Raw genomic sequence first — 26,002 nt, 5'->3', positions numbered from 1 at the left:
CAAGAAAAAGAGGTAACGAACATGGCTGACGCAGCAGCTTCCATTGGTAAGGTGACGCAGGTCATCGGCGCCGTCGTCGACGTGACGTTCGACGGCGAGCTGCCGGCGATCCTGAATGCTCTCGAAACCGTCAACGGCGGCAACCGCCTCGTGCTGGAAGTTGCCCAGCATCTGGGCGAAAACGTCGTTCGCACCATCGCCATGGACTCGACCGAAGGTCTTGTCCGCGGCCAGACGGTGACGAACACAGGTGCCCCGATCTCGGTTCCGGTTGGTGCGGAAACGCTCGGCCGCATCATGAACGTCATCGGCGAGCCGGTCGATGAAGTCGGTCCGGTCAACACGACGCTGCGTCGCGGCATTCACCAGGAAGCTCCGTCCTACGTCGAGCAGTCCACGGAAGGCCAGATTCTCGTTACCGGCATCAAGGTCGTCGACCTTCTGGCTCCCTACGCCAAGGGCGGCAAGATCGGCCTGTTCGGCGGCGCCGGCGTCGGCAAGACCGTTATCATCATGGAACTCATCAACAACATCGCAAAGGCACACGGCGGTTTCTCCGTGTTCGCCGGTGTGGGTGAGCGTACCCGCGAAGGTAACGACCTTTACCACGAAATGATCGAGTCCAAGGTGAACGTGGACCCGAAGGAAAACGGTGGTTCGACCGCCGGTTCCAAGTGCGCCCTGGTTTACGGCCAGATGAACGAACCCCCGGGTGCCCGCGCACGTATCGCTCTGACCGGTCTGACGATCGCCGAGCATTTCCGTGATGAAGGTCAGGACGTTCTGTTCTTCGTGGACAACATCTTCCGCTTCACGCAGGCCGGTTCCGAAGTGTCCGCTCTGCTCGGCCGTATTCCGTCGGCTGTGGGTTACCAGCCGACGCTGGCCACCGACATGGGCGCCCTGCAGGAACGCATCACCACCACGACGAAGGGTTCGATCACCTCGGTTCAGGCCATTTACGTACCCGCCGACGACTTGACCGACCCGGCTCCGGCCACGTCGTTCGCTCACCTTGACGCCACGACGGTTCTTAACCGTTCTATCGCTGAAAAGGGCATCTACCCGGCCGTTGACCCGCTCGACTCCACGTCGCGCATGCTCAACCCGATGATCATCGGTGAAGAGCATTACACGGTCGCCCGCAAGGTTCAGTCGACCCTGCAGCGCTACAAGGCCCTTCAGGACATCATCGCCATCCTCGGCATGGACGAACTGTCCGAAGAGGACAAACTGACGGTGGCTCGCGCCCGCAAGATCGAGCGCTTCCTGTCGCAGCCGTTCCACGTGGCTGAAGTCTTCACCGGCGCTCCGGGCAAGCTCGTCTCGCTCGAAGATACGATCAAGGGCTTCAAGGGTCTCGTTGCCGGCGAATACGATCACCTGCCGGAAGCCGCCTTCTACATGGTCGGTTCCATCGAGGAAGCCGTTGAAAAGGCCAAGAAGCTGGCTGCCGAAGCCGCTTGATGTTCCCCGGAAAGGGCGCGGGACCGCGCCCTTTTTCCCTCTGATTATGAAGAGTTGAAGCGTCATGGCTGACAATTTCAATTTTGAACTCGTTTCTCCCGAGCGGCTGCTCGTGTCGGAGCAGGCCAGCGAAGTTGTCATTCCGGCAACGGAAGGCGAAATGACGGTGATGGCTCGTCACGCTCCGACGATGACGACGCTGAAGCCCGGTGTGGTGACGGTCAAGTCCGCGGCTGGCAAGACGGCCAAGTATGTCGTGTTCGGTGGCTTTGCCGATATCAGCGCGACCGGTCTGACGGTTCTTGCGGAATCTGCGGTTCCTGCAACCGAGTTCAGCACCGATGCCCTGCAGGCCCGTATCGATACGGCCCGGAAGGAACTGGCGGCTGCCCAGGATCATGAAAAGCGCAACGGTATCGAGGAGTTCCTCTCCGAACTGACGCAGCTTCATGGCGCTGTCATCGCCGGCTGATTTCGCCGCGATCACGCGTTAACCAACGTAATTGTGAAGAGCCGTCCGGTCATGCCGGGCGGCTTTTTCGTATGCGGGCTCCCGGTGTGGCATCGACCGCCTCCGGTGTCGCCACTGTAACCAGCTGAAAATAATTGACTTATCAGGTCGCGAGGCCGGGTTTTACGTTGCTCTATGCATAACGAGCCTCGTATGGGGGACATGGCTCTACCTCGCCGAGTTACCGCGAATTTAAGGTTTTTCGGTCATAGTCTCTTAAGTCACTGACTGACATGGAGGGGCGCGCCCGCGCCCGGGTTCATACCGGCAGAGTATTTTGTCATGCGTCTATCTGTCCTTTCCTCACTGCTCATCGGAAGCCTCGCGCTTGGCGGCTGTCGCTCGTCGTCGCCCGCCGAAGTATTGGCGATTACGCCATCGCGCGATGTGACGAGTTCGGTCGCGCCATCGGCACCCGTTCCTTCTGCTGATGTCGGTGCGAAGGCGCGCGTGGCTGTGGCGGCGTCGAACCCCGTGGCAAGGCAGACTGATACGATTGCGATACCGCCAAAAGAGCAGGTTCTGGCGTGGGCCGGCACACCGGCGCAAACGACCGGGGTGCTGGCGAATATGCCGGTTGCCGAACCGGTTGTCGCGCCGACCTTGCGACCGACCGTGGCCTCGGAGGCAGATCGCGCACTGCGCGGTCGCACGCGCGTTTACGCACACCGGTTCAGCGACGCCAAGCCGATCAATTTCGGGAAGGTGACGCCGCGTCATTATGCTGTTCATGGCGTGGATGTGTCGCGTTGGCAGGGTGATATCGATTGGCCGAAGCTCAGGACGCAGGGCGCAAACTTCGCCTACATCAAGGCCACCGATGGCGGCGATCATCTGGACCCGATGTTCCGGACGAACTGGCGCAAAGCGAAGGAAGCCGGCCTCAAGCGCGGCGCCTATCATTTCTTCTACTGGTGCCGTGTGGCCAGCGATCAGGCGTCATGGTTCATCCGCAACGTGCCGCGCGATCCCGACGCCCTGCCGCCGGTCATCGATGTCGAGTGGAACGGCGAGTCGTCCTGCAAACGTCGACCGTCGCCTGAGAAGGTGCGCGAGAAGATGCAGGTCTTCATGGACATGCTGGAACGTCACTACGGCAAGCGGCCCATCATCTACACGGCACCCGACTTCTATGACGACAATCTTCGCGGCGCCTTCACCAGCTATCCGTTCTGGCTGCGCGCCGTTGCGCAGCATCCCTCGAAGGTTTATCCGGGCCGTAACTGGCGTTTCTGGCAGTATTCCGGTTCCGGTCTGTCCCAGGGCGTGAACGGCAAGATCGACCTCAACGTTTTCCATGGTACGGAAGAGGAATGGCACCGCTGGGCGTCCAACGATGGCGCGTGACGATGCCCGGTGGGGTAGTGCAGCAGCCAGACGGCCACCGGCTTCGGTGACGTCGCGGATCACCCACATGCGATGCGTTGGAAGACAAGTAAGGAAAGAGTGGTGATCCCGACGCGATTCGAACGCGTGACCCCCAGATTAGGAATCTGGTGCTCTATCCTGCTGAGCTACGGGACCACTGTCCGCACACATACAAAAGGCTTGGCGTTTAGCCAAGCCCTTTGTTTGCCACCGGATCAATCGGTCAGACGCTGTTCGGCAAGACGGACCCAATAGGAGATGCCGCTGCCGATGATGTCGTCGTTGAAGTCATAGGCCGGGTTATGAAGACCGGCGCTTTCGCCGTTGCCGATGAAGATGAAGGCGCCGGGGCGCTTCTTCAGCATGAAGGCGAAATCCTCGCCGGCCATCGAGGGTGCAACATCCGGGTCGACATTGGTCGGGCCGGCAACCTCGCGGGCGACGGCCAGTGCGTGACCCATTTCCGCATCGTGGTTGGCAGTAACGGGGCAATTGCGTTCGTAATGCAGAACGCCGACCGCGCCATGGGCCGCGGCGATGCTTTCGACGATCTGCTGCATGCGGGCTTCGGTCTGGTCCTGCACGGCTTCGCTCAGGGTGCGGACCGTACCGGCAAGCTCAGCCTCGGTCGGGATGACGTTATGGGTGGTGCCGGCGATGAACTTGGTAATCGACAGCACGACCGACTCGATCGGATCGACATTGCGCGAGGCGATCAATTGCAGGTTTGAGACGATCTGAGCGCCGATGACGATGGGGTCGATGGAGCGGTTGGGCTGGGCGGCGTGGCTGCCGCGACCGGTGACGGTGATCGTGAACTTGTCGGGTGCGGCCATGATGCCACCCTTGCGGATGGCGAACTGGCCGGCGGGAATACCGGGCATGTTGTGCATGCCATAAACTTCCGAAATGCCGAAGCGCTCCATCAGTCCGTCTTCGACCATGGCGAGCGCGCCCGCGCCGCCTTCTTCGGCGGGCTGAAAGATGACGGCGACGCGGCCGTTGAAATTGCGGGTTTCGGCCAGATATTTCGCGGCGCCGAGCAGCATGGCCATATGGCCATCATGACCGCAAGCGTGCATGCGTCCGGGGATCTTCGAGGCCCAGGGTTTGCCAGTCACTTCATCCACCGGCAGCGCATCCATATCGGAGCGCAGGCCGATGGTGCGGTCGCTTTCGCCGCGTCCCTTGATGATGCCGACAACACCGGTCCGGCCAATGCCTGTCACGATTTCGTCGACGCCGAATTCTTTCAGCCGCTCGGCAACGAAGGCGGCGGTATTCGTCACTTCGTAGAGAATTTCGGGGCTCTCATGGAGGTGGCGGCGCCATTCGGTTGCTTCGGCCTGAAGCTCGGCGGCGCGGTTCAAGATGGGCATGGGGCTGTTCCTGTGTTGTCTGGCGGTAAAGTGAACGGATTCGTCTCCTCCATCGCGGTGAGTTTGCGCCTTGTAATTGACCTAATCAATCGTCTTTGCCATTGCTTGGCCACATAGGGTAAATATCCCGGCGCTCAATATTCGATCTTGTAACCGCGATCACATGAAGGAACCCGCCGTGCTCAAATCAGGCTTCCGCGCATTCACCTCGCTCATGCTGGCCGGTGTGGTAACGATGGGTGGTGCACTGGCGGGGCGCGATGCGGCGCTCGCCAATCCCTATATCGTCGTCGATGTCAATTCCGGTCAGGTGATCGAACATTCCGACGCCTTCCGCAAATGGTATCCGGCCTCGCTGACCAAGCTGATGACAGCCTATCTGGCGTTCAGTGCAATGAAGGAAGGCCGGCTGAAGCCGGATAGCCCGGTGACCATATCGCAGAAGGCTGCGAGTGCGCCGCCTAGCAAGACCTTCTTCCGCGCCGGCGCGCAGGTGACGCTTGACAATGCGCTGAAGCTGCTGCTGGTCAAGTCCGCCAATGACATTGCGGTTGCCATTGCCGAAACGGTTGGCGGCTCGCAGGATGCCTTCGTGGCGAAGATGAATGCCGAGGCGCAGCGGCTCGGCATGACCTCGACCCGGTATGTGAACCCGAACGGCCTGCCGGGCAAGGGGCAATACACCACGGCGCGTGACCTTGCCGTTCTGGCGGTGACGATCAAGCGCGAGTTCCCGCAATATGCCTCGTATTTCTCGCTGGAAGGTGTGGATACCGGCAAGAAGACCTATGGCAATTACAACATGCTGATCGGTCGTTTCGATGGCGCGGATGGCATGAAAACGGGCTTCATCTGCGCCTCGGGCTTCAATCAGGTTTCGTCGGCCACGCGCAATGGCCGCAGCGTCGTTTCGGTCGTTCTGGGTGAAAACAGCCTGGCCGGTCGCACGGAACGCTCTGCCGAACTGCTGCAGAAGGCATTGACCACGGGCGCTTCGGGCGTGCCGCTCGGCAAGCTGGCACCCTATGGCGAACAGGGCACGGAAGCCAATGACGTAAGTGCGGAAATCTGCAATCCGCAGGCCGCGAAGGTGCGTTCGGAAGGCCGTGACGATGCTGGCCGCATGGTCATCAAGTCACCCTATGTGCACGAGATGGACCGCCCGCCGGTCTATTCGTTCGCCGGCGTCATTCCCGGCACGGAGCCGCCGCCCCCGCCGCCGAAGCCGGATGCCAAGAAGGCCGATTCCAAAAAGAAGGATCAGGCGGCCAAGGACAAGCCACCGGTGAAGAAGCCGAAGGCCGACGCGCCGCCAGCCACCAATGCGGCCGTGCCCGCGCAACGCCCGGTGAACTGACATGCAGGCGCGCATTCCGGTTTCCATCGTCACCGGCTTTCTCGGGGCAGGCAAATCCACGCTTCTCAACCGGCTCCTGAAAGACCCGGCCATGAAGGATGCGGCTGTCATCGTCAACGAGTTCGGCGATGTCGGCATCGATCACCTTCTGGTCGAATCCTCGGGCGATTCCGTCATCGAACTTTCCGATGGTTGCCTGTGCTGCACCATGCGCGGCGACCTCATCGATACGCTGGCGGAACTGATGGACCGTATCCAGACCGGAAAGCTCAAACCGCTCAAGCGTATCGTGGTGGAAACCACCGGGCTTGCCGATCCAGCCCCCGTCATGCAGTCGGTCATGGGGCACCCGGTTCTCATCCAGAATTTCGAGCTGGATGGCGTGGTGACGGTGGTCGACGCCGCCAACGGTCTTGCCACGCTCGACGCCCATCCTGAATCGGTGCGGCAGGCGGCGGTTGCCGACCGGCTGGTGCTGACCAAGCGTTCGCTGGCCGATGCCGGGACCGTCGAGCGCCTCATGGCGCGGTTGAGGGCCCTCAATCCGCGCGCGGTGATCACGGATGCGGAAAGCGATGCTCCTGCGGCGTCTCTCCTCGTCAACGGACTTTATGATCCGGATACGAAGCATCCGGATGTCAGTCGTTGGCTTCAGGAAGAGGGCGTACATGCGCACGATCATCACCACGGCGATGAGCATCATGAACATGGTCCCGATTGCGGCTGCGGCCATGACCACGACCACCACCACCACCACCACCATGATGATGACCATGGGCATCATCGCCACGCAGATGACATCCGTTCCTTCTCGATCCTGCATGACCAGCCGATCGATCCGATGGCCATCGAAATGTTCGTCGATCTGCTGCGCTCGGCCCATGGCGAAAAGCTTCTGCGCATGAAGGCTGTGGTGCAGACCTCGGATCGTCCCGACAAGCCTTTGGTGCTGCATGGTGTCCAGAGCATCTTCCATCCGCCGGTGCGGCTTGAGGCATGGCCCGATCCTGCGGATCAGCGGTCGCGGCTGGTGCTGATCACCAAGGGATTGCCGGAAGCTTTCGTGCGCGATCTCTTCGCGGCCTTCACCGGCAAGCCGGTGGTGGATCATCCCGATCGGACGGCTTTGTCGGACAATCCGCTGGCCGTGCTAGGGGTGACCTTCTGAGGCGTCGCGGGAAGAACGACGCCTAGCCCTTGCGGATATGAAACCGGTTGCCATGCTCTGTTTTCCCGGTGGAAAGCAGTGCGTGGCCATCTTCGTTGCACATATGGGTGATGTCGATGACGGCAAGCGGATCGGTGGTTTCCACGATCAGTTCGGCGCCGCCTGTCATGTTCGCCAGCCGCTTGCGGGTGCGCAAAACGGGAAGGGGACATTTCAGCCCCCTCAGGTCGAAGATCTCGGTCACGGACGGGCCCAGAATTTCCAGCGCGGCACGGTCGTTCCCGTCTGCTCCGCCGTCGGTGCGGTTGTTGCCGCATCCATGACCGTCGTATTGGCGGCGGCCAGCAGCGCGGGCTTGTGCGGGTTCGGAACCGGAATCGGAATGCCGCCGGTCGTGGTCGCGGCAACCGTCGGCATGGTCGTGGATGTCGCGGCGGCCTTGACCATGGCGTTCTGCTGCTGGGTGGCAACGGTTGCCGCCACCGGCGTTGCCGTTGCGCCCGCAGCCGGGGTCGAGACCGGCGCGGCGGATGCAACTTCCGTCGAGGCGGTGCCGAAGAGCGGCTGAGAGGCCGGCTTTGCCGCGCGCCCACCGGGCTTGGTCGGGTCAAACTCAGAAATCTTCACCAGACGACCGGCCTTCAGCGCCGGGCCGGTGGGGGCGAAGGCGAGGTCCTTGCCCTTGCGCTGGTCGGCCACAAGCGCCTTGCGTTCGGCTTCGCTCGGGTCGTACCAGGCAACGTCCTCGTACTTGTCGATAGCCTTCTGATAGGCCACTTCATAGGTCTTGTTGTAGCTGGCGAGCGCCGCCTGCAGGGCCGGCGGCGTCGACATATTGGCAGGGCAGGCCCCGACCGGATTGAACGCGCCCGTGGCTTCCTGATTGAAAACGTACTGCTTGTTGCAGACGGCGACTTCCGGCGGACGCTTGGTGACTTCGAAATTGTCGTAGCCGACCTTGAGCATCTTCCAGAATTCGTAATGCTCGCTGTGGCGGTGGCGCGCCATATTTTCCGCCGTCATGCGGAAGGGGAAGGCCTGAAGCTGGATGGTCTGCTGGCCGCCCTTGAAGGCGTCGCGCGCAAAGGCCCAGATTTCGAGGATCTGCGCATCGGTCATCGAGTAGCAGCCCGACGACGAGCAGGCGCCATGGATCATCAGGTTGGTGCCATTACGCTTGTTGGCTGCGTCGTAACGGTTCGGAAAGCCTGTGTTGATCGCCAGGAAATACTGCGAATAGGGGTTCATGTTGGCGCGCGAGAGCGGGTAGAACCCTTCCGGCGCCTGCCGGTCGCCTTCCTTCACCTTCGGACCGAGGCGGCCCGACCAGGCGCAGATCTTGTAATCCTTGATCTTCTCGAAACGGTTGTCCGTCCGTGCCTTCCAGATTTCCAGAACGCCTTCTTCCTTGAAGATGCGGATGGAAATCGGCGAGGTGCGGTCCATGCCCTTCGCCTTCATTTCGGCGACCATGCTGTCGGGCAGGGGCTGCTCGGTCTTGTTCTTGACGTCCTTCACATAGCCGGGATCGATCGCATCGAGGCTCTCGTTGCAGCCTGCGAGCAAGGTGGCGATCAGGGGAAAGAGTACGACGTTTCTCAAGCGCATTGCGAATTGCCCGGTTTCAATCTGAGGCGGCTGCCTTTTAGCATCCGCCATCCGTTCCGCAAATATAGAGTATTCGCCTTCACAAAAACTTAACCTTGTGCGGCTGCACGATCCAATCACCGGACTGTTACCGGCGATTGAAGCCGCATTATGGCCGATACCGCGCCCGGTGGGGCGCGGCAACTGGCATCAGAGGTTGCGCCCGATGGCGAGGAACTTCTGGCGGCGCTCGTCGCGAAGTTCGGTCCCGGAAAGCGGGCTCAGCGCGGCGAGTGCCGCCGCAATGGTGTCGCCGGTATCGTTGATGACCTGCTCGGCATGGCGGTGCGCGCCGCCGGTCGGCTCCTTGATGATGCCGTCGATAACGCCGAGACCCTTGAGGTCTTCCGCCGTGATCTTCATGTTGGTGGCGGCTTCCTTGGCGCGGCTCGAATCGCGCCACAGGATGGAAGCGGCCCCTTCCGGCGAGATCACCGAATAGATGGCGTGTTCCAGCATGTAGACGCGGTTGCCGGTGGCGATGGCGATGGCGCCGCCCGAACCGCCTTCACCGATGACGATGGAGATGATCGGAACCTTGACCTGCAGGCACATTTCGGTGGAACGGGCGATGGCTTCAGCCTGACCGCGTTCTTCGGCGCCGACGCCGGGATAGGCGCCAGCGGTGTCGACCAGCGTCACGATCGGCAGGCCGTAACGGTCGGCCAGTTCCATGACGCGGACGGCCTTGCGGTAGCCTTCGGGGCGCGGGCTGCCGAAATTGTGCAGGATGCGCGACTTGGTGTCGTTGCCTTTTTCCTGACCGATGACGGCCACCGGCTGGCCGCGGAAGCGGGCGAGACCGGACTGGATGGCGGCATCCTCGGAGAACTTGCGGTCACCGGCGAGCGGCGTGAATTCTGTGAAAAGCTTTGCAGCATAATCCACGAAATGCGGACGCTGCGGATGCCGCGCGACCTGCGTCTTCTGCCAGGCGTTGAGCTTCGAATAGATATCGACGATGGCTTCGCGGGCGCGCGTTTCGAGACGGGTAATCTCGTCGGAAATGTCGATGCTTTCGTCTTCTGCCTTGAGCTTCTTCAGTTCGTGGATCTTCGCTTCAAGGTCGGAGATCGGCTTTTCAAAGTCGAGATAGTGATGCATGACATCCGTTTCCAATCGTTGTGCCTGGCGCTCCAGGCAGTGCTCCCGTCACTTTTTCGGGTCTCTAATCCGGCTTTTTTGCCTGTTTGGCAAGAGGGTGATGGTTTTGCACGAGCTGTTGCAGGCGTTCTTCCAGAACGTGTGTATAGATTTGTGTCGTCGATATGTCCGAATGACCAAGCAGTTCCTGCACCGCGCGCAGGTCCGCGCCGTTCTGCAGAAGGTGGCTGGCGAAGGCGTGGCGAAGCACATGCGGCGAGAGCATGGATGGTGGCAGGCCCGCGCGAATGGCGAGGTCCTTCAGGTCCCTTGAGAAGACCTGACGCGGAACGTGTCCTTCCTTCGAGGCGGCAGGAAACAGCTTCGGACTGTCCTTCAGCCGCGGATCGGCCTCGGCGGCAATTGCCAGCGCCTCGCCATAACGGCGAAGGGCAGCGATGGCGGTGTGCGAAAGCGGCACCAGCCGTTCCTTGGCACCCTTGCCGCGAATAACGAGGAAGCGGCCCTCTTCCCCCAGAACCCGCGCCGGCAACGTCAGGAGCTCGCTGACGCGCATGCCCGTGGCATAGAGCAGTTCCACCAGCGCCAGCATCCGAAATCGCTTCAACCGCTCGCCCGGCTCTGCCGTCTCCGCTTCCCTGACAGCCTGATCGAGCAGCCGCGTCACCTGATCGACGCCGATGGTCTTTGGCAGGGGGCGGCCTTTTTTCGGTGCGTCGAGGACGCCGGAGGGATCGTCGGCGCGCAGGCCCTCGGCATAGAGAAACTTCGAGAACTGGCGTAACGAAGAGAGCTTGCGGGCTTGTGATGAAGTCTTCAACCCTTCGCCTGCCAGCCGGGTCATATAGGCGGAAAGATCGGCTGGGCTTGCTTCCAGCATGCCGATGCCGCGGCCTTTCAGAAAGGTGCGCAGATCTTCAAGATCGCGGCGATAGGCCAGGAGCGTGTTGGCCGATGCGCCGCGTTCGGCGCTCAGCATTTCCAGAAAGGCTTCGATATGGGCTCCGTCCAGTGCTGCCATGGCGTTTACGGCTTCGCACTGGCGGCGGGGATGCTGCCGGGGGGGATTCGGATGATCATGTCCTTCTCGCCGGGGTCCACGAAAATGGTCAGTGCCAGCATGATGCCGTAGACGCTGGCGATGATGGCGCCCGCGAAGAACAGCAGGCGATAGAGGGTCGGCATGTCGCTCTCCGGTGCCGGTTTGCTTTTTTGATGGCCTGACCCTAGTCCATCATGGGCAAGGTTCCAAGTTTTCGCGCGCCACGGCTTGACGCTTCCCCCGCATTTGCCGATAGGATCACCCATCGAAGCGAAGACGATGATGAGCGCACTGAACCTGTCCGAGACCCCCAAGACGCTGAGCGAGCGTGCCCGCGCCGCCCTCGGCAATCGCAATCTCGTTTTCGTCGGCCTTATGGGCGCCGGAAAATCCGCCATCGGGCGCATGGTGGCGCAGGATCTCGGTCTTTCCTTCGTCGATTCCGACCACGAGATTGAACGCGTGTCGCGCATGACGATCACCGAACTTTTTGCCGCCTATGGCGAAGCGGAGTTCCGTGCGCTGGAAACGCGGGTGATTGAACGCCTCTTGCAGGCGGGGCCGCGTGTCGTCTCGACCGGTGGCGGCGCCTTCATCAATCCGAATACGCGGCAAAGGATCAAGGAAAGCGGCGTGTCCGTCTGGCTCAAGGCGGATCTCGATGTGCTCTGGAACCGCGTCAGCCGTCGTGAGGGCAGGCCGCTCCTGAAGACGGCCGATCCCAAGGGAACGCTTCGGGCCTTGATGGACGATCGCTATCCGATCTATGCCGAAGCCGATCTGACTGTTATTTCCCGGGACGTTCGCAAGGAAGTGATCGTCAAGGATGTGCTGGCTACCATCGCCGGCCTTGCCAACAAGGAATAAGACCATGACCGCCGTTGAAACGGGCACCATCGAAGGCGCAGGCCCGGAACAGCTCGTCCGCGTGCCGCTCGGCAGCCGCTCCTATGACATTCTCATTGGCCCAGGCCTGATTGCCCGCGCCGGCGGTGAAATCACCGCGCGCCTCAAGGGCCGCCGGGCCGCCGTCATCACCGATGCCAATGTCGGTCCGCTTTATCTGGAAGCGCTGACCGACAGCCTGCAGACCGATGGCATCGAATCGGTTTCGCTGACGCTGCCCGCTGGCGAGAAGACCAAGAATTTCGAGAACCTGATCGCCGTCGTCGATCTGGCGCTCACGGCCCGTCTCGAACGCAATGACATGATCATCGCGCTGGGTGGCGGGGTGATCGGCGATCTCGCCGGCTTTGCCGCCGGCATCGTCAAGCGCGGCATCCGCTTTGTGCAGATCCCGACCTCGCTGCTGGCACAGGTCGATTCGTCCGTCGGCGGCAAGACCGGCATCAATACCCGCCACGGCAAGAATCTTGTCGGCGTGTTCCATCAGCCCGACCTCGTTCTGGCCGATGCCGATGCGCTCGGCACGCTGTCCGAACGCGAGTTCCGCGCCGGCTATGCCGAAGTGGCAAAATACGGCCTGATCGACAAGCCGGACTTTTTCGCCTGGCTGGAGAAGAATCGCGCCGACGTCTTCGCTGGTGGACCGGCCCGCATCGAGGCGATTGCCGCCTCCTGCCGCGCCAAGGCCGCCGTCGTCGCAGCGGATGAGCGGGAAAACGGCGCACGCGCCCTTCTCAATCTCGGCCACACCTTCGGCCACGCGCTGGAAGCGGCTGTGCAGTATGATTCCGCGCGTCTCGTGCATGGCGAGGGTGTCGCCATCGGCATGGTGCTAGCACATGAATTCTCGACCCGCCTCAACCTTGCCAGCCGCGATGATGCCGACCGGGTGCGCAAGCATCTGAAGGAAGCCGGCCTGCCGGTGAGCATTGGTGAAATTCCGGGCGATCTGCCCCCGGCAGAAGGGTTGATGGAAGCGATTGCGCAGGACAAGAAGGTCAAGAGCGGCAAGCTCACCTTTATCCTCACGCGCGGCGTCGGCCAGTCCTTCGTCGCGGATGATGTGCCATCCTCGGAGGTTCTCTCCTTCCTGAGAGAAAAATATCCGCAATGAGCGGAGGGTCCCTGTTGCGCCGGTTCCTGATCTGGTTGCGGGGCCTCTGGTCCGGCCGGCCGGAGCTTTCGGCGCATGAGCGGCTTCTGGGCACTGTGGATCAGCTTTACGGCGAGGGATCCGTCGTCAAGGACGATCGTGACCGGCTGGATGGCATCCTGCATCTGGGCGAACTCGAGGTCTACGACATCATGGTGCACCGCACCGCGATGCGAACGATCAATGCCGATGACATGCCGGCGGAGGTGATCCGCCAGATTCTCGAAAGTCCGTTCACGCGTTTGCCGCTGTGGCGGGGGTCCAGCGACAACATTGTCGGTGTCATTCATGCCAAGGATCTGCTGCGCGCCATGGCCGAACCGGATTTCGAGCGGGACAAGCTCGATATCTCGAAGATCGCCCAGAAACCATGGTTCGTGCCTGACAGCACCAACCTGAAGGACCAACTGAATGCCTTCCTGCGGCGCAAGGTGCATTTCGCGCTCGTCGTGGACGAATATGGCGACGTGCAGGGGCTCGTGACGCTCGAGGACATTCTCGAGGAAATCGTCGGGGAAATTGCCGATGAGCATGACATCGACGTGCAGGGCGTTCGACAGGAAGCGGATGGCTCCATCGTCGTAGACGGTTCGGTGCCGATCCGTGATCTCAATCGCGCGCTGGACTGGAACCTGCCCGACGATCACGCCACCACCATCGCCGGCCTCGTCATTCATGAATCCCAGATGATCCCCGAGGAGCGACAGTCTTTCACCTTCCACGGCAAGCGCTTCTTCGTGATGAAGCGGGAGAAGAACCGCATTACCCGTCTGCGTATCCGCCCCGCAGGGGACGAGGCCGCAGCGGTTGCGGCGGGCGAGTGACGTGTCCGGCATTGTGGTCCGGTTCGCCACGCACGCTGAAAAGCCGGTGCTTGCGGCAATGCTGTCTGCCTATCTTGCCGAGCTTGGTCAGTATGGCGAGGTCGATACGGACTATCCCTATTTCGATGCCTATTGGCAGGAGCCCGAAAGCCGCTGGCCCTATCTCGTCACGCTCGATGGCGAGCCTTGCGGCTTTGCTCTGGTCAATCGCTGGTCCGTATCGGGACTGGGCACGGATTTCTCCGTCGCCGAATTCTATGTCGCGCCGGATGCGCGCAGGGGTGGCGTCGGTTGCGAGGCTGCCGGCCGGGTTTTATCCGCGCGACCGGGCCTCTGGGAACTTGGCGTGCTTGCCGGAAACGAGCCGGCGCTCACCTTCTGGCCGAGGGCCATCGCCCAGACTGGTGCCGGCGCGCCGGAACGGATCGAAAAGCAGGACGAAGTGATCTTCCGGTTCAGGATTTTGCCTTCACGGCCCTGAGCATATCCGGCAGGCCGTCATGGGGGCCAAGTGCGTGACGCGGTGCATCTTCCCAGATATCGCTGCGGGTCTTCTCGAAGTCCGGGTGAAGCGGGTACTTGATTGCAGCGCCCGGAACGTTCGTCTCGCCGATCACGAGCAGGCGCACTTCATCCGATGTATTGTTGATAAAGGTATGGGCTATACCGGTGCCCGAGGGGAAGGCGATGCAATCGCCGGGTTTCAGAGGGTGAAGGTGGCCGTCCACCCAGGCGTCCGGATGGCCTTCGATGACGAAAATGAATTCGTCTTCGGCGCTTTCGGCGTGGGGGTAGGAGGTGCGGCGACCCGGCAGCAGGCGTTCATGGTGAATGCCGAGCTTTGTCAGGCCGAGCAGCCGCCCGACCGGCGCTCCGATCGAAAGCAGTTCGGTGTCGCCCTTGTAGTGGCTATCGTCAGGTCCTTCCAGTTCCACCCAGTGTCTGATGAACTCCGGTCGTTCCATGTTGCATCTCCGTGCCGTTCAGGCCGTGATGCTGCGCCAGGACGGGCCCGCAGGCAAGAGCCTACCAGCGCACCGCTTCGCCGGGTGCTGCAGCCTCGATGGCTAGGGCGTGGAGGCCGGCGTCGAACTGCGGTTTCAGCAGATCGTTGATGGCGCGGTGGCGGTTCACGCGGGACTGGCCTGTGAAGGCGGAGGCCACGATGCGGATGCGCATATGGGTCTCGGCATCGCCGCTCATGCCGGGCTGATGGCCGGCGTGGTGGGCGCTTTCATCGATCACTTCAAGCCGCTCGGGCTGAAATGTCTCTTGCAGGCGGTTTTCGATGATGTCGCGGATGCGCATGGGGTTCATGATACCTATATGAAGCGGGCACTCCACAAGCCACCAACAAACACCTTTGTCAATTCTTGTTTCGGTTCCTCGCCGGGCCGATAATGCAGCACCATGATAAGACTCGACTCCAAATATTTCGACCGTATCCGGACCCGCCGGAAGAAGGCCTCGGAACCCGAGGCCAAGGGGCCCATGTGCCAATGGGACGGCTGTCAGGAAAAGGGCGCGCATCGGGCGCCGGTCGGACGCCATGCCGAGGGCGAATTCTTCTTTTTCTGCTTCGAGCACGTCAAGGAATATAACAAGGGCTACAACTATTTCTCGGGCCTCTCCGACAATGAAGTGGCGCGCTACCAGAAAGAAGCCGTGACCGGGCATCGCCCGACCTGGACGATGGGGGTGAACGGGGCTGCCAAGACCAGCCCGCTCCATTCCACCAATCGCTCCGGTTCTGCCGGCGCGCAGGCGCGTATCAAGGATCCGTTCGGTTTCGTGCAGCAACGCCGCACGGGCACCAACCGTACCAATCCCGCCCAGCGCAAGCTGAAGACGCTGGAAGCCAAAGCCTTCGATACGATGGGGCTGACGGTGGGGGCGACGGCTGACGACATCAAGCGTCGCTACAAGGAACTCGTGAAGAAGCACCATCCCGATGCCAATGGCGGCGACCGTGCTTCGGAAGAGCGCTTCCGCGCTGTGGTGCAGGCTTACCAGCTTCTCAAGCAGGCGGGTTTCTGCTGAGGCCCGGATTTTCAGCAAAAACCATGCATGAGATGAAAATTCCTTGCGTCAAAATGGTTCCAAAGACGGCGGCGATGCTCTAAACCTTTGCCCAAGCGATGGCGACGCGAAATTACGATGATCCGGCCTTTTCCCAGAAGGCCGTCCTGGAGATATTATGAGCACGATCGACCCCGAGATTTCCGAGCTTCCCGATACCACCGTTTCCGTCAGGGAAGTCTTCGGCATTGATTCCGACATCCGCGTTCCGGCCTATTCCAAGGCGAATTCCTACGTTCCCGATCTCGATCCGGATTATCTGTTCGATCGTGAGACGACGCTCGCCATTCTCGCAGGCTTTGCCTATAATCGCCGCGTGATGATTTCCGGCTATCACGGCACGGGTAAGTCCTCGCATATCGAACAGGTCGCCGCCCGCCTCAAATGGCCGTGCGTGCGCGTCAACCTCGACAGCCATGTCAGCCGTATCGACCTCGTCGGCAAGGACGCCATCGTTCTGAAAGACGGCAAGCAGGTGACCGAGTTCAAGGACGGTATCCTGCCCTGGGCCTACCAGAACAATGTCGCACTCGTGTTCGATGAATACGATGCCGGCCGTCCGGACGTGATGTTCGTCATCCAGCGCGTGCTCGAATCCTCCGGTCGCCTGACCCTGCTCGACCAGAGCCGCGTCATTCGTCCTCACCCGGCTTTCCGCCTGTTCGCCACGGCCAACACCGTCGGCCTCGGCGATACGACCGGCCTCTATCACGGCACGCAGCAGATCAACCAGGCCCAGATGGACCGCTGGTCGATCGTTTCGACGCTGAACTACCTGCCGCACGATCAGGAAGTGAACATCGTCGTTGCCAAGGTGAAGAGCCTGGCCACCAAGGAAGGTCGCGAGACCGCCTCGCGCATGGTCCGTGTGGCCGATCTGACCCGCGCCGCCTTCATGAATGGCGATCTTTCGACCGTCATGAGCCCGCGTACCGTCATCACCTGGGCTGAAAACGCCGAGATCTTCGGTGACATCGCCTTTGCCTTCCGCGTTACCTTCCTGAACAAGTGTGACGAACTGGAGCGCAATCTGGTGGCGGAACAATATCAGCGTGCTTTCGGCGTGGAGCTGAAGGAAAGCGCTGCCAATATCGTGCTCGGCGCGTAATTCGCGCCGCCTTTCTCTTAATCAACGTCTCCGCGCCGGTGTGAAAGCCGGTCCGGGGGCGGTTCAGGAATACGGCGAGCATGTCCGGTCAAGGCGATAATTCCAGACCCAAAACCACCACGATCATCGACATGGAGCCGGTGCGCAGGGCGCTGACAGGTTGCGTGCGCTCGATTGCCGGCAAGACCGATATCGAGGTGAGTTTCGCCAACGAACGGCCGGGCATAACCGCCGAACGCATTCGCCTGCCCGACCTTTCCAAGCGTCCGACGCTTCAGGAACTGGCGGTGACGCGCGGCCTGGGCGACGCCATGGCGCTGCGTATCGCCTGCCACGACACCAAGGTTCACAACAGCATGGCGCCCGGCGGACAGGATGCCCGCGTGATCTTCGACGCTGTCGAACAGGCCCGCATCGAATCGATCGGTGCGCTGCGCATGGCGGGCACGGCGAAGAACCTCGCTAGCATGCATGCCGAGAAATATGCCAAGGCGAATTTCGCCGGCATTCTCGCCAAGGAAGACGCGCCGATCGGCGAGGCGCTGGCCATGCTGGTGCGTGAAAAGCTGACGGGCGAAGCGCCGCCGGCAAGCGCCGGACAGGTGCTCGATTTCTGGCGGCCCTTCTTCGAAGAAAAGGCCGGCGACCAGTTCGGTGATCTCGGTTCGCTGGTCGAGGATCAGCAGGCCTTTGCCAAGGCCGTGCGCCATATGCTTGCGTCCATGGGCGTTGCCGAGGATTACGGCGACAATGATGCCGAGCCGGACCAGTCGGAGGAGACGACCGACGAAGACCAGCCGCGCTCCGACGACCAGAGCGAAGAGAGCGTGGAGGAGGAAGCCGGTTCCGAAGCTGCGCCCGCCGAGGAAAGCGAAGCGTCGCAGGATCAGATGGAAGACGGCGAGATGGACGGCGCCGAAGTCTCCGAAGAGGAGATGGACGACAACAGCGACGACGAGTCCGAAACGCCTGGCGAAACCCGCCGCCCGCAGACGCCCTTCGATGATTTCAACGAGAAGGTCGATTACCGCGTCTTCACCGCCGATTTCGACGAGGTGACGACCGCGGAAGAACTGTGCGATGAGGCCGAACTGGATCGGTTGCGTGCGCTTCTCGACAAGCAGCTTTCGCATCTTCAGGGCGCTGTTGGCCGCCTTGCCAACCGCTTGCAGCGCCGCCTGATGGCGCAGCAGAACCGTTCCTGGGATTTCGATCTGGAAGAAGGCTATCTCGATCCTGCACGGCTCAGCCGTCTGGTGATCGACCCGATGCAGCCGCTTTCCTTCAAGCGCGAGCGCGACACGCAGTTCCGCGATACGGTTGTGACGCTTGTCATCGACAATTCAGGCTCGATGAGGGGACGTCCGATCACGGTTGCCGCCACCTGCGCCGATATTCTCGCCCGCACGCTGGAACGCTGCGGCGTGTCGGTTGAAATTCTCGGCTTCACCACCAAGGCTTGGAAGGGCGGTCAGTCGCGCGAGAAGTGGCTGTCCGAAGGCAAACCGGCCAATCCGGGCCGCCTCAACGATTTACGTCACATCATCTACAAGTCTGCCGACGCGCCCTATCGCCGCTCGCGCCGCAATCTCGGCCTGATGATGCGCGAGGGCCTGCTCAAGGAAAATATCGACGGCGAAGCGCTGATCTGGGCGCATAACCGCCTTCTGGCGCGGCCCGAACAGCGCCGGATCATGATGATGATTTCGGACGGTGCGCCGGTTGATGATTCGACGTTGTCGGTGAACCCCGGCAACTACCTCGAGCGCCACTTGCGTGCGGTGATCGAACAGATCGAAACACGCTCGCCGGTCGAGCTTCTGGCCATCGGTATCGGCCATGACGTGACGCGCTACTATCGCAAGGCCGTCACCATCGTCGATGCGGATGAACTGGCCGGCGCTATGACGGAGCAGCTTGCGGCTCTCTTCGCCGAAAATGCCGGTGGCCGCGGCGCACGCGGCCAGCGTCGCGCCGGGTGAGGCCGCTGATGGTCAACCGGGTTGCGCTTCTTGGCGCTGCCCTGGCATTTGCCCTTCTGGCACCGGCTGAGCGTCTGCGGGCCGCGCCCGTCGAGATCGTGGCGCAGCCGATCCACGTCTTCAAGACCGGGCAGGAAAGTGCCCGCTTCGGCGCGCTCGAATTCATGGGCGGTTTGCGGCTGATCTCGGATGCGCCTCTGTTCGGGGCCTTGTCGGCCATACGCTTTCGTCCCGACGCGCAAAGCTTCGTGGGCGTTCTCGATACTGGTCACTGGCTGACCGGGACTGTGGTGCGCGATTCCGCAGGGCGTCTTTCGGGTGTTCGTGATGCGGATATTTCCGAAATGCTGGATGTCAGTGGTCGCCCGTCTCCGGGAAAATCGGAAATGGATGCCGAGGGGCTGGCGCTTGTTCCGGGTGGTGTTGCTGTCAGTTACGAACAGCGGCACCGGATCGATCTTTACCCCGATCCCGGCTTTGCGACATCAAAGCCGGTCGGGCGGATCGATCCGCTTATTCCGTTTGACCAGCTTCGCCACAACCGCGGACTTGAGACGCTGGCTATCTCGCCGACCGGCAGCCCCCTTGGCGGCGCGCTCGTGACCGTCTCGGAAAAGAGTGTCGATGCGCATGGCAACATTCTGGCTGCCATACTCGACGGACCGCTCAAGGGGCGCTTCACGGTCAAGCGCAGCGGTGACTATGATGCCACCGATGGGGCCTTCCTGCCAAATGGCGACCTTTTGCTGCTGGAGCGCCGTTTTTCCATGGCGTCTTCCATCGGCATGCGCATTCGCCGGATCCCGGTCGAGGCGATCCGACCGGGATCGGTTGCCGATGGCGCGGTGCTGATCGACGCGGACTTCTCGCACCGTATCGACAACATGGAGGGGTTGGATGTCATTTCCGGCCCGGATGGCGAACCGCGGATCATCGTCACCTCGGACGACAATCACTCGCTGTTCCAGAACACGCTGATGCTGGAATTCCGGATCGCACCGTAAACGGTCAGGTCTTTGACAGCAGCAGGCGAAGGCCGGCATAGCCGAAGACCAGTGCCAGTGTGCCCTCGATCCAGCGTCGTGATTTCTGATAGGCGCGCCCCATGATGGCGGTGGAAAACATCAGCGCATAACCGACAAAGACGGTGAGGCCGAGAAGCGCGCAGCCCGCCAGAATGGCCGGCAGGGTGGAGGCCGGCGCATCCGGGCGCAGGCCGAGCGACATGATCGCTGCCCAGCCGAGCACGGATTTGGGGTTGGTGAGGTGGAGCAGAACCCCCTTGCGGTAGAGCGTCGTGCGTTTGGCGGGCGCTTCGGTCCTGACCTGCCGGGTGTCCGCTGAAAGTGCCGATTTCGCTGATTTGTAGGCGAGATAAATCAGGTAAAGGCCGCCGGCAATCTTGATGACCAGGAGCGCGTCGGCATAGCCGGTGAGCAGGGTTGACAGGCCTGCGGCGGCGAGCGCTGCCCAGAAGAGGCTGCCTGTCATCACGCCAAGCGCCACTGTGACGGCGGATGCCCTTCCCTGGCTCATAGCCGTGCCCATGATGGCCATGGTGCTGGGGCCGGGGCTGGCGACGGCGATGAAATAGGCGGTGTAAACGATGAGGAGGTGGTGGATTTGCTCAAGGGGCACGGGCTTTGCTCCGGTTCAGGGCCGTTCTGTTCTGCACGGACCCGAATGGCCCATCCGCAAATTAGTCTGCAGACCACAAGCTGACGGGCCAAATCCGGATATTGTGTGGCGAAGCCCGGCGGACGTCAGCCTTTTGCGGCTGCGGCCGGCATGGGCTTCAGAACGCTCATCAGTGCGCCATAGGGCAGGAGCATGACGAGGCCCACCAGCATCTTTACGCTGAAATCGCCAATGGCCCAGGAAATCCACCGCGGTGCTTCCGTCGAGAGGACGCCGAGGATCGGTGCGGCGCCCAGCGCGAAATCATCGTTCGGACCGATGAAGACGAAGGCGGCGGCAAACGCCAGCGAGAAGAAGATGGCGGTATCCAGCACCGAGCCGATCAGCGAGCCGGCGAGCGGCGCGCGCCACCAGGCAAGCCGGCGCAGGCGGTTGAAGACAGCGATATCAAGCAGTTGGCCGACGAGATAGGCCGTGCCCGATGCAATCGCGATGCGCGGAACCGAAGTGAAGAAGGAAATGCCGACACCGACGACAAAGCCGGCAAACACCACGCGGCGCGCAGCGGAAGGGCCGAACTGCCGGTTGGTAAGGTCCGTGACCAGAAAGGCGACGGGATAAGTGAAAGCGCCCCAGGTCAGGAGATCGGCGAGATTGATGCCGACGACCGTGGCGTTCAGCGGAAACTGCACGAGGAAGTTCGAGGCGACGACGATGAGCGTCATCAGGGCGATGTAAACGAGAATAGCGTGTGTCTTACGCATTTTTTTATCCTGGGTGATGCCACCAGTGAGAGACATATGAACGAGGCAAAGGAAAAGGCTTGAACGGACGAGCCGTCAAGCCTTCTCAACCTCGGAATGAAAGCCTTACTGCTCAGGCAGCAGCAGCTTCAGCCGTCTTCTTGACGATCTGACGACGCAGAAGGCGGGCGCGCATGCTCAGTTCGCTTTCGTCAGCTTTGATGAGGAAGGCATCGAGACCGCCGCGATGTTCGACGGAGCGCAGAGCAGCCGCGGAAACGCGGAGGCGGAAGCGCTGGCCGAGAGCATCGGAGATCAACGTGACGTGGCACAGGTTCGGAAGGAACTTGCGCTTGGTCTTGTTGTTGGCGTGGCTGACGTTGTTGCCCGACTGGACGCCCTTGCCGCTCAATTCGCACATACGGGACATGGTACACCTGCTTCTTATTTGCCCATGAACCGTTCCGTCGGGCAAAGCCCAAACCGCGATCCAACGGGTGACAATTGGAAAGTTGCGGTTCTATAGTCAGATGCGGCGGCGGCGTCAAGCCATCGGGCGCAAATTCCCCGCAAACCGGTATTTTTGCCCTATTTTCCTTATAGCCATGGCAGCGTATAAGGGCGCGTTCCCTGCATGAGGCAAGACTCCATGACATCAGCGTTGCGGTCGGCAAGTTTTCTGGCGCTTCTCTTCGTCGCGCCAGCCGTTGCGCTTGCGCAGACGCCCGGCCGTCATGTCACCGATTACGCCATTACGCTTGCGGGTTTTACCATCGCAACAGCCAGTTTCAACACCGTGTTGAAGGAAACCGACTATTCCGTCACCGGGCGGTTTCGCACGGCCGGTATCGCCGGGTTGATCACGACGATCTCCGGTGAGACCAGCACGGAGGGGCAGGTCTCCAAGGGGCAGTTGACGTCGTCGGAATATCGTCTCGTCTATCGCCGGGGCGAGCGGGCGCGGGTCTATGACGTGAAGATGCGTAACGGCAATGTCACAAGCACGACCATCGAGCCGCCGCCGCGCCGCAGTCCCGAAACCTGGGTGGCGGTGCGTGACGCCGATCTCCGGCGGGTGGTCGATCCATTGTCCGGGCTGATGATCCCGGCGTCCGGCAAGGTTTGCCCGACCACATTGCCGGTTTATGATGGCGAGACGCGCATGGACATCGTGCTGACCGACAAGGGTACAAAAACCATCGCCATCGGAAAGCGGCGGGTCGATGCACTGGTCTGCGGCGCCCGTTATGTGCCCAAGGCCGGTTTCAAGCGCGGCCGCAAGGACATCGAGTATCTGAAGGCGGCGGCAATGGAAATCTGGTTTGCCAAATCGGATGTCGTGGATTTATATGCCCCGGTCTATGCCCGTATTCCCACGAAGACCGGCAATCTGGTCATTACCGCAACGCGGTTCGGGAAGTAGGCGGCATCGTCTGCAATCAATGGGGTGAAAAGTCCCCGCTGGCGACGCGACCGGGTGGTCGCGATCGGGGAGAATTCGTGTGAAGTTTAGAGCCACGCTCATCGGTCTCATGACCATTCTGATGTGGGCATTCCTTGCCACGTTGACGGCGGCCTCCGGGCGCATGCCGCCATTCCAGTTGACCGCCATCGGCTTCGGGCTCGGTAGCCTGCCCGGTCTGGCGCTGATGGTGGCGCAGCCGGCGCGGTTCAAGGCGCTGCGGCAGCCGTTCAAGGTCTGGCTTGTCGGCATAGGCGGTCTGTTCGGCTATCACCTGCTCTATTTTACGGCGTTGCGCAGCGCGCCTGCGGTGGAAGCGACGCTCGTCAACTATCTCTGGCCACTGCTCATCGTCGTGGGGTCGGCGCTTCTGCCAGGCGAACGCCTCGGCTGGCATCATCTGGTTGGCGCGGCGATCGGTCTGGCTGGTACGGTTCTCGTGGTGGCGGGCGGAAATGTCGCCTTCAATCCGGCGTATCTACCGGGCTACGGCGCGGCGCTTGTCGCCGCCGTCACCTGGGCGGCCTATTCGCTCCTGTCCCGCCGCTTCGGAGCGGTGCCGACGGATGCCGTGACCGGTTTCTGCCTGGCGACCGCCATCCTGTCGGCCTGTTGCCATCTGGCGCTGGAAACGACCGTATGGCCGGAAACGTCGTTCCAGTGGGTGATGGTCGTGGCGCTGGGCCTCTTGCCACTGGGGCTTGCGTTCTACACCTGGGATTTCGGTGTCAAGAACGGCGATATTCAGGTTCTGGGCGCGGCGAGTTATGCGACCCCCATCCTCTCGACGCTGATCCTGCTGGCAGCCGGTTACGGCGAACCGGGCTGGCGGCTCGTCATCGCCTGTCTGCTGGTGACGGGCGGCGCGATCCTCGCCTCGAAGGATCTGCTGTTTCGCGGGCGCAAGCTGGTCGACGCTTGATCACGCTTGCGGCTTCCAGCCGGGTGGTGCCATTTCGAACGCCGAAAAGGTGAAACCCGGCGCAACGGTGCAGCCGACCAGCGTGAACGCACCGAGAGAACGGGCCGATTGCCACCAGCCGGCGGGCACGATGCCCTGCGGGCGCTCACCGGCCAGAATATCGGGGCCGAGCGTCAGGGTCTCTTCGTCGCTGCCATCCTTTGAAAGGGAAAGGGCCAGCGGCGCACCGGCATAGTGGTGCCATATCTCGACGGCGTCGTGAACGCGGTGCCAGTGCGATGTCTCGCCCGCCTCCAGAAGGTAATAGATGGCCGTCGAATGGCCTCGCTCGCCACCGGCCTCATCGCGAAACGTTTCGGTGTACCAGCCGCCTTCGGGGTGCCGCTGCATGTTCAGCGCCGCGATGATCTCTTCAGCCGTCACTTGAAATTGTCCTTGCGCCTGCGGATTTCGGCAAAGACCTCCTCGTTCTCGCGGCTTTCCATCAGGAGATTGCGGCGGATCGCGGGGTCGGCGACGCGCAGATAGGGATTGGTTTCCTTTTCCAGTCCGATGGAGGTCGGGATGGTGAAGCGCCCTGCGTTCAGTGTGTCCTCCACCTCGGTGATCCGGGCTTTCAGTCGCGCATTGTCCGGATCGACGGTGACGGCAAAGCGGGCATTGGCCAGCGTATACTCATGGCCGAAATAGACGGCGGTCTCATCCGGAAGAACGGCAAGTTTCTGCAACGAATGCCACATATCGGCGGCGGGGCGCTCGAACAGTCGTCCGCAGCCCATGGCAAACAGCGTATCGGCCGCAAACAGCAGCTTGCTTTCCGGCAGGTGGTAACAGACATGACCGGCGGTGTGGCCGGGTGTTTCGATGACGCGCACCGGTTCGCCGGCGAACTCGAATTCATCGCCTTCGCCATAGGCCTGATCGATGCCGGGGATGGCCACGGATTCGTGGACGGGGCCGATGATGGTGCAGCCGAACCGTTCCTTGAGCGCCAGATTGGCGGCCACGTGGTCGTTATGGTGGTGGGTGGTGAAGATATGCGTGAGCTTCCAGCCTCGCCGCTCAAGGGCAGCAAGGATCGCCGCTTCCTCCGGGGCGTCGACACTGGCCGTCAGGCCGCTTCCGGCGTGGTGGAGAAGAACGCCGTAATTGTCGGTGCGGCAGGGAAAAACGTCGATCTGCAAAGCGGTCATCGCGGAGAAGGCCTCGGCTCATGGGAATTCGCGGAAAATGTAATGGCTCGAACCTCGAAGTCCACCCCTGAGCATGGATGGTTTTAGCACTTTGTTTTCACATCTGCTTTCCCGAAATGCGGGTTCCCCTTTGCGGGCGGATAAGATAACCTTTGCGGATGCACACCGATATTGTCGATCTCAGGCAGTTCTACTCCACCCGGCTCGGCCAGCTCGCTGTGCAATCCATCGTCACGGCACTCGAAACCGTGTGGCCGCGTCTGCCGGAAGAGCGGCTGGTGGGGCTTGGCTATGCCGTGCCGTTCCTCGAACGGTTCGGTGAAGGCACAGAGCGCACCTTTGCCTTCATGCCCGCCGGGCAGGGCGCGGTGAATTGGCCCGCGGGAGCGAAGTCGCTGACGGCTCTGGTCTTCGATGAGGAACTGCCGTTGCCGGATGCCAGCATCGACCGCGTTCTGATGGTGCATTCCCTTGAATTTGCCGAAAACCCGGTGGAAACGCTGAAGGAAATCTGGCGGGTGCTCGCCCCCGGCGGGCGGCTTGTCATCGTTGCGCCGAACCGGCGCGGGTTGTGGGCGCGGCTGGAGCATACGCCGTTCGGTTCCGGCCGGCCCTATTCGCGCGGACAGTTGACGCGGCTGTTGCGCGAGGCGAACTTCACGCCCGGCGCCTTTGCCGAGGCGCTTCTTTTTCCGCCGTCCGAGCGTGGCTTCATGGTGCGCCCCTGGCGGAGTTTCGAGGCCGTGGGCCGCCGTCTGTGGCCGGCCTTTTCGGGGGCAACCGTTGTCGAGGCGCAGAAGCGTCTTTATCAGGGGCTGCCTGTTGCCGCGCGGGCCTCCCGCCGTGTTTTCGTGCCGGTTCTTTCGCCGCAGGGCGTGCCGACGACACGCATGCCGGTTTCGCTCGACAAACAGGCTTTTCGGGATTAATTCCGGCTTCAACTGGTAGA

The 26,002-nt window shown here is 61.7% G+C and carries 28 protein-coding genes, 1 tRNA gene and 1 pseudogene; 16 read left to right on the top strand and 14 right to left on the bottom strand.

Features of this window, described 5'->3' with window-relative positions; genetic code table 11:
• The first annotated feature begins 21 nt into the window (after nucleotides 1-21).
• From atpD to GGQ66_RS12170, 3 genes are all read left to right on the top strand, one after another.
• Nucleotides 22-1,467, top strand: a complete 1,446-nt coding sequence (gene atpD, locus GGQ66_RS12180) for a F0F1 ATP synthase subunit beta (protein ID WP_183792859.1) — start codon at nucleotides 22-24, stop codon at nucleotides 1,465-1,467.
• Nucleotides 1,468-1,531: 64 nt separating this feature from the next.
• The gene (locus GGQ66_RS12175) at nucleotides 1,532-1,939 is read left to right on the top strand and encodes a F0F1 ATP synthase subunit epsilon (RefSeq protein ID WP_183792857.1); all 408 of its coding nucleotides are present in this window, start codon (nucleotides 1,532-1,534) and stop codon (nucleotides 1,937-1,939) included.
• A 321-nt stretch (nucleotides 1,940-2,260) separates the two neighbouring features.
• Complete coding sequence (locus GGQ66_RS12170; protein WP_183792855.1) at nucleotides 2,261-3,325, top strand: glycoside hydrolase family 25 protein; 1,065 nt, start codon at nucleotides 2,261-2,263, stop codon at nucleotides 3,323-3,325.
• 100 nt (nucleotides 3,326-3,425) lie between these two features.
• Here GGQ66_RS12170 and GGQ66_RS12165 read toward each other — a convergent pair.
• Nucleotides 3,426-3,502: transfer RNA gene (locus GGQ66_RS12165), tRNA-Arg, on the bottom strand.
• A 59-nt stretch (nucleotides 3,503-3,561) separates the two neighbouring features.
• Entirely contained in the window at nucleotides 3,562-4,725 is a 1,164-nt protein-coding gene (locus tag GGQ66_RS12160; RefSeq protein WP_183792853.1) for a M20 aminoacylase family protein, read from the bottom strand.
• A gap of 214 nt (nucleotides 4,726-4,939) precedes the next feature.
• On the opposite strand from GGQ66_RS12160, the gene GGQ66_RS12155 reads away from it, so the two are divergent.
• Both GGQ66_RS12155 and GGQ66_RS12150 read left to right on the top strand, forming a co-directional pair.
• Complete coding sequence (locus GGQ66_RS12155) at nucleotides 4,940-6,082, top strand: D-alanyl-D-alanine carboxypeptidase family protein (protein ID WP_183793135.1); 1,143 nt, start codon at nucleotides 4,940-4,942, stop codon at nucleotides 6,080-6,082.
• A 1-nt stretch (nucleotide 6,083) separates the two neighbouring features.
• Nucleotides 6,084-7,250, top strand: a complete 1,167-nt coding sequence (locus tag GGQ66_RS12150; protein WP_183792851.1) for a CobW family GTP-binding protein — start codon at nucleotides 6,084-6,086, stop codon at nucleotides 7,248-7,250.
• 22 nt (nucleotides 7,251-7,272) lie between these two features.
• Here GGQ66_RS12150 and GGQ66_RS12145 read toward each other — a convergent pair whose 3' ends face one another.
• The 5 genes from GGQ66_RS12145 to GGQ66_RS12125 all read right to left on the bottom strand — a co-directional run bounded on the left by GGQ66_RS12145 (nucleotide 7,273) and on the right by GGQ66_RS12125 (nucleotide 11,186).
• Complete coding sequence (locus GGQ66_RS12145; protein WP_183792849.1) at nucleotides 7,273-7,494, bottom strand: sulfurtransferase TusA family protein; 222 nt, start codon at nucleotides 7,492-7,494, stop codon at nucleotides 7,273-7,275.
• Nucleotides 7,491-8,858 carry a L,D-transpeptidase family protein gene (locus GGQ66_RS12140; protein WP_183792847.1) on the bottom strand — a complete coding sequence of 456 codons (1,368 nt, stop codon included), beginning with the start codon at nucleotides 8,856-8,858 and terminating at the stop codon, nucleotides 7,491-7,493. Before GGQ66_RS12140 ends, GGQ66_RS12145 begins: the two co-directional genes overlap by 4 nt.
• Nucleotides 8,859-9,047: 189 nt before the next feature.
• Nucleotides 9,048-10,001, bottom strand: coding sequence for an acetyl-CoA carboxylase carboxyltransferase subunit alpha (locus GGQ66_RS12135; RefSeq protein WP_183792845.1), 954 nt, complete (start codon nucleotides 9,999-10,001; stop codon nucleotides 9,048-9,050).
• A 64-nt stretch (nucleotides 10,002-10,065) separates the two neighbouring features.
• Nucleotides 10,066-11,022, bottom strand: a complete 957-nt coding sequence (locus GGQ66_RS12130; protein WP_183792843.1) for a site-specific tyrosine recombinase XerD — start codon at nucleotides 11,020-11,022, stop codon at nucleotides 10,066-10,068.
• A gap of 5 nt (nucleotides 11,023-11,027) precedes the next feature.
• Nucleotides 11,028-11,186 (bottom strand): hypothetical protein, encoded by a 159-nt coding sequence (locus GGQ66_RS12125; RefSeq protein ID WP_183792841.1) that lies wholly within the window; start codon nucleotides 11,184-11,186, stop codon nucleotides 11,028-11,030.
• Between the two features lie 139 nt (nucleotides 11,187-11,325).
• Between GGQ66_RS12125 and GGQ66_RS12120 the strand changes: the two genes are divergently transcribed.
• From GGQ66_RS12120 to GGQ66_RS12105, 4 genes and pseudogenes are all read left to right on the top strand, one after another.
• A complete protein-coding gene (locus GGQ66_RS12120; protein WP_183792839.1) occupies nucleotides 11,326-11,910 on the top strand; it encodes a shikimate kinase in 585 nt (194 codons plus the stop codon).
• Between the two features lie 4 nt (nucleotides 11,911-11,914).
• Nucleotides 11,915-13,063, top strand: coding sequence for a 3-dehydroquinate synthase (gene aroB, locus GGQ66_RS12115; RefSeq protein WP_183792837.1), 1,149 nt, complete (start codon nucleotides 11,915-11,917; stop codon nucleotides 13,061-13,063).
• 65 nt (nucleotides 13,064-13,128) lie between these two features.
• Nucleotides 13,129-13,926 (top strand): annotated as a pseudogene (locus GGQ66_RS12110) (HlyC/CorC family transporter); the annotation flags it as partial.
• Between the two features lies 1 nt (nucleotide 13,927).
• A complete protein-coding gene (locus GGQ66_RS12105; RefSeq protein ID WP_183792833.1) occupies nucleotides 13,928-14,407 on the top strand; it encodes a GNAT family N-acetyltransferase in 480 nt (159 codons plus the stop codon).
• Here the strand turns inward: GGQ66_RS12105 and GGQ66_RS12100 are convergent.
• Together GGQ66_RS12100 and GGQ66_RS12095 are read right to left on the bottom strand one after the other, a co-directional pair.
• Nucleotides 14,382-14,891, bottom strand: a complete 510-nt coding sequence (locus GGQ66_RS12100) for a cupin domain-containing protein (protein ID WP_183792831.1) — start codon at nucleotides 14,889-14,891, stop codon at nucleotides 14,382-14,384. The two genes, GGQ66_RS12105 and GGQ66_RS12100, sit on opposite strands and share 26 nt — an antisense overlap.
• Nucleotides 14,892-14,952: 61 nt before the next feature.
• A complete protein-coding gene (locus GGQ66_RS12095; RefSeq protein WP_183793134.1) occupies nucleotides 14,953-15,234 on the bottom strand; it encodes a BolA family protein in 282 nt (93 codons plus the stop codon).
• Between the two features lie 102 nt (nucleotides 15,235-15,336).
• Between GGQ66_RS12095 and GGQ66_RS12090 the strand changes: the two genes are divergently transcribed.
• The 4 genes from GGQ66_RS12090 (at nucleotide 15,337) to GGQ66_RS12075 (ending at nucleotide 20,099) form a co-directional block, all read left to right on the top strand.
• On the top strand, nucleotides 15,337-15,966 hold the full coding sequence (locus GGQ66_RS12090) for a J domain-containing protein (protein ID WP_183792829.1): 630 nt from the start codon (nucleotides 15,337-15,339) through the stop codon (nucleotides 15,964-15,966).
• A gap of 157 nt (nucleotides 15,967-16,123) precedes the next feature.
• Entirely contained in the window at nucleotides 16,124-17,113 is a 990-nt protein-coding gene (gene cobS, locus GGQ66_RS12085; RefSeq protein ID WP_183792827.1) for a cobaltochelatase subunit CobS, read from the top strand.
• 80 nt (nucleotides 17,114-17,193) lie between these two features.
• Complete coding sequence (gene cobT, locus GGQ66_RS12080; protein ID WP_183792825.1) at nucleotides 17,194-19,095, top strand: cobaltochelatase subunit CobT; 1,902 nt, start codon at nucleotides 17,194-17,196, stop codon at nucleotides 19,093-19,095.
• Between the two features lie 8 nt (nucleotides 19,096-19,103).
• The gene (locus GGQ66_RS12075; RefSeq protein WP_183792823.1) at nucleotides 19,104-20,099 is read left to right on the top strand and encodes an esterase-like activity of phytase family protein; all 996 of its coding nucleotides are present in this window, start codon (nucleotides 19,104-19,106) and stop codon (nucleotides 20,097-20,099) included.
• A gap of 4 nt (nucleotides 20,100-20,103) precedes the next feature.
• Here GGQ66_RS12075 and GGQ66_RS12070 read toward each other — a convergent pair whose 3' ends face one another.
• The 3 genes from GGQ66_RS12070 to rpmB all read right to left on the bottom strand — a co-directional run bounded on the left by GGQ66_RS12070 (nucleotide 20,104) and on the right by rpmB (nucleotide 21,906).
• The gene (locus tag GGQ66_RS12070) at nucleotides 20,104-20,733 is read right to left on the bottom strand and encodes a LysE family translocator (protein WP_370686342.1); all 630 of its coding nucleotides are present in this window, start codon (nucleotides 20,731-20,733) and stop codon (nucleotides 20,104-20,106) included.
• 125 nt (nucleotides 20,734-20,858) lie between these two features.
• Nucleotides 20,859-21,497 (bottom strand): queuosine precursor transporter, encoded by a 639-nt coding sequence (locus tag GGQ66_RS12065; RefSeq protein ID WP_183792821.1) that lies wholly within the window; start codon nucleotides 21,495-21,497, stop codon nucleotides 20,859-20,861.
• Between the two features lie 112 nt (nucleotides 21,498-21,609).
• Nucleotides 21,610-21,906 (bottom strand): 50S ribosomal protein L28, encoded by a 297-nt coding sequence (rpmB, locus tag GGQ66_RS12060; RefSeq protein ID WP_183792819.1) that lies wholly within the window; start codon nucleotides 21,904-21,906, stop codon nucleotides 21,610-21,612.
• A gap of 219 nt (nucleotides 21,907-22,125) precedes the next feature.
• Between rpmB and GGQ66_RS12055 the strand changes: the two genes are divergently transcribed.
• Nucleotides 22,126-22,899 (top strand): DUF3108 domain-containing protein, encoded by a 774-nt coding sequence (locus GGQ66_RS12055; protein WP_183792817.1) that lies wholly within the window; start codon nucleotides 22,126-22,128, stop codon nucleotides 22,897-22,899.
• Between the two features lie 79 nt (nucleotides 22,900-22,978).
• Nucleotides 22,979-23,860 carry an aromatic amino acid exporter YddG gene (yddG, locus tag GGQ66_RS12050; protein ID WP_183792815.1) on the top strand — a complete coding sequence of 294 codons (882 nt, stop codon included), beginning with the start codon at nucleotides 22,979-22,981 and terminating at the stop codon, nucleotides 23,858-23,860.
• On the opposite strand, the gene GGQ66_RS12045 is transcribed toward yddG, so the two are convergent.
• Both GGQ66_RS12045 and gloB read right to left on the bottom strand, forming a co-directional pair.
• The gene (locus GGQ66_RS12045; RefSeq protein WP_183792813.1) at nucleotides 23,861-24,283 is read right to left on the bottom strand and encodes a cupin domain-containing protein; all 423 of its coding nucleotides are present in this window, start codon (nucleotides 24,281-24,283) and stop codon (nucleotides 23,861-23,863) included. It abuts the gene before it with no gap.
• The gene (gene gloB / locus GGQ66_RS12040) at nucleotides 24,280-25,053 is read right to left on the bottom strand and encodes a hydroxyacylglutathione hydrolase (RefSeq protein ID WP_183792811.1); all 774 of its coding nucleotides are present in this window, start codon (nucleotides 25,051-25,053) and stop codon (nucleotides 24,280-24,282) included. Before gloB ends, GGQ66_RS12045 begins: the two co-directional genes overlap by 4 nt.
• Nucleotides 25,054-25,211: 158 nt before the next feature.
• Between gloB and GGQ66_RS12035 the strand changes: the two genes are divergently transcribed.
• Nucleotides 25,212-25,982, top strand: coding sequence for a class I SAM-dependent methyltransferase (locus GGQ66_RS12035; protein ID WP_183792809.1), 771 nt, complete (start codon nucleotides 25,212-25,214; stop codon nucleotides 25,980-25,982).
• Nucleotides 25,983-26,002 lie beyond the last annotated feature (20 nt).

The organism is Allorhizobium borbori (assembly GCF_014196535.1).
In the GTDB taxonomy this organism is placed as follows: Bacteria; Pseudomonadota; Alphaproteobacteria; order Rhizobiales; family Rhizobiaceae; genus Ectorhizobium; species Ectorhizobium borbori.
This window is presented reverse-complemented; position numbering and strand designations above follow the sequence as displayed.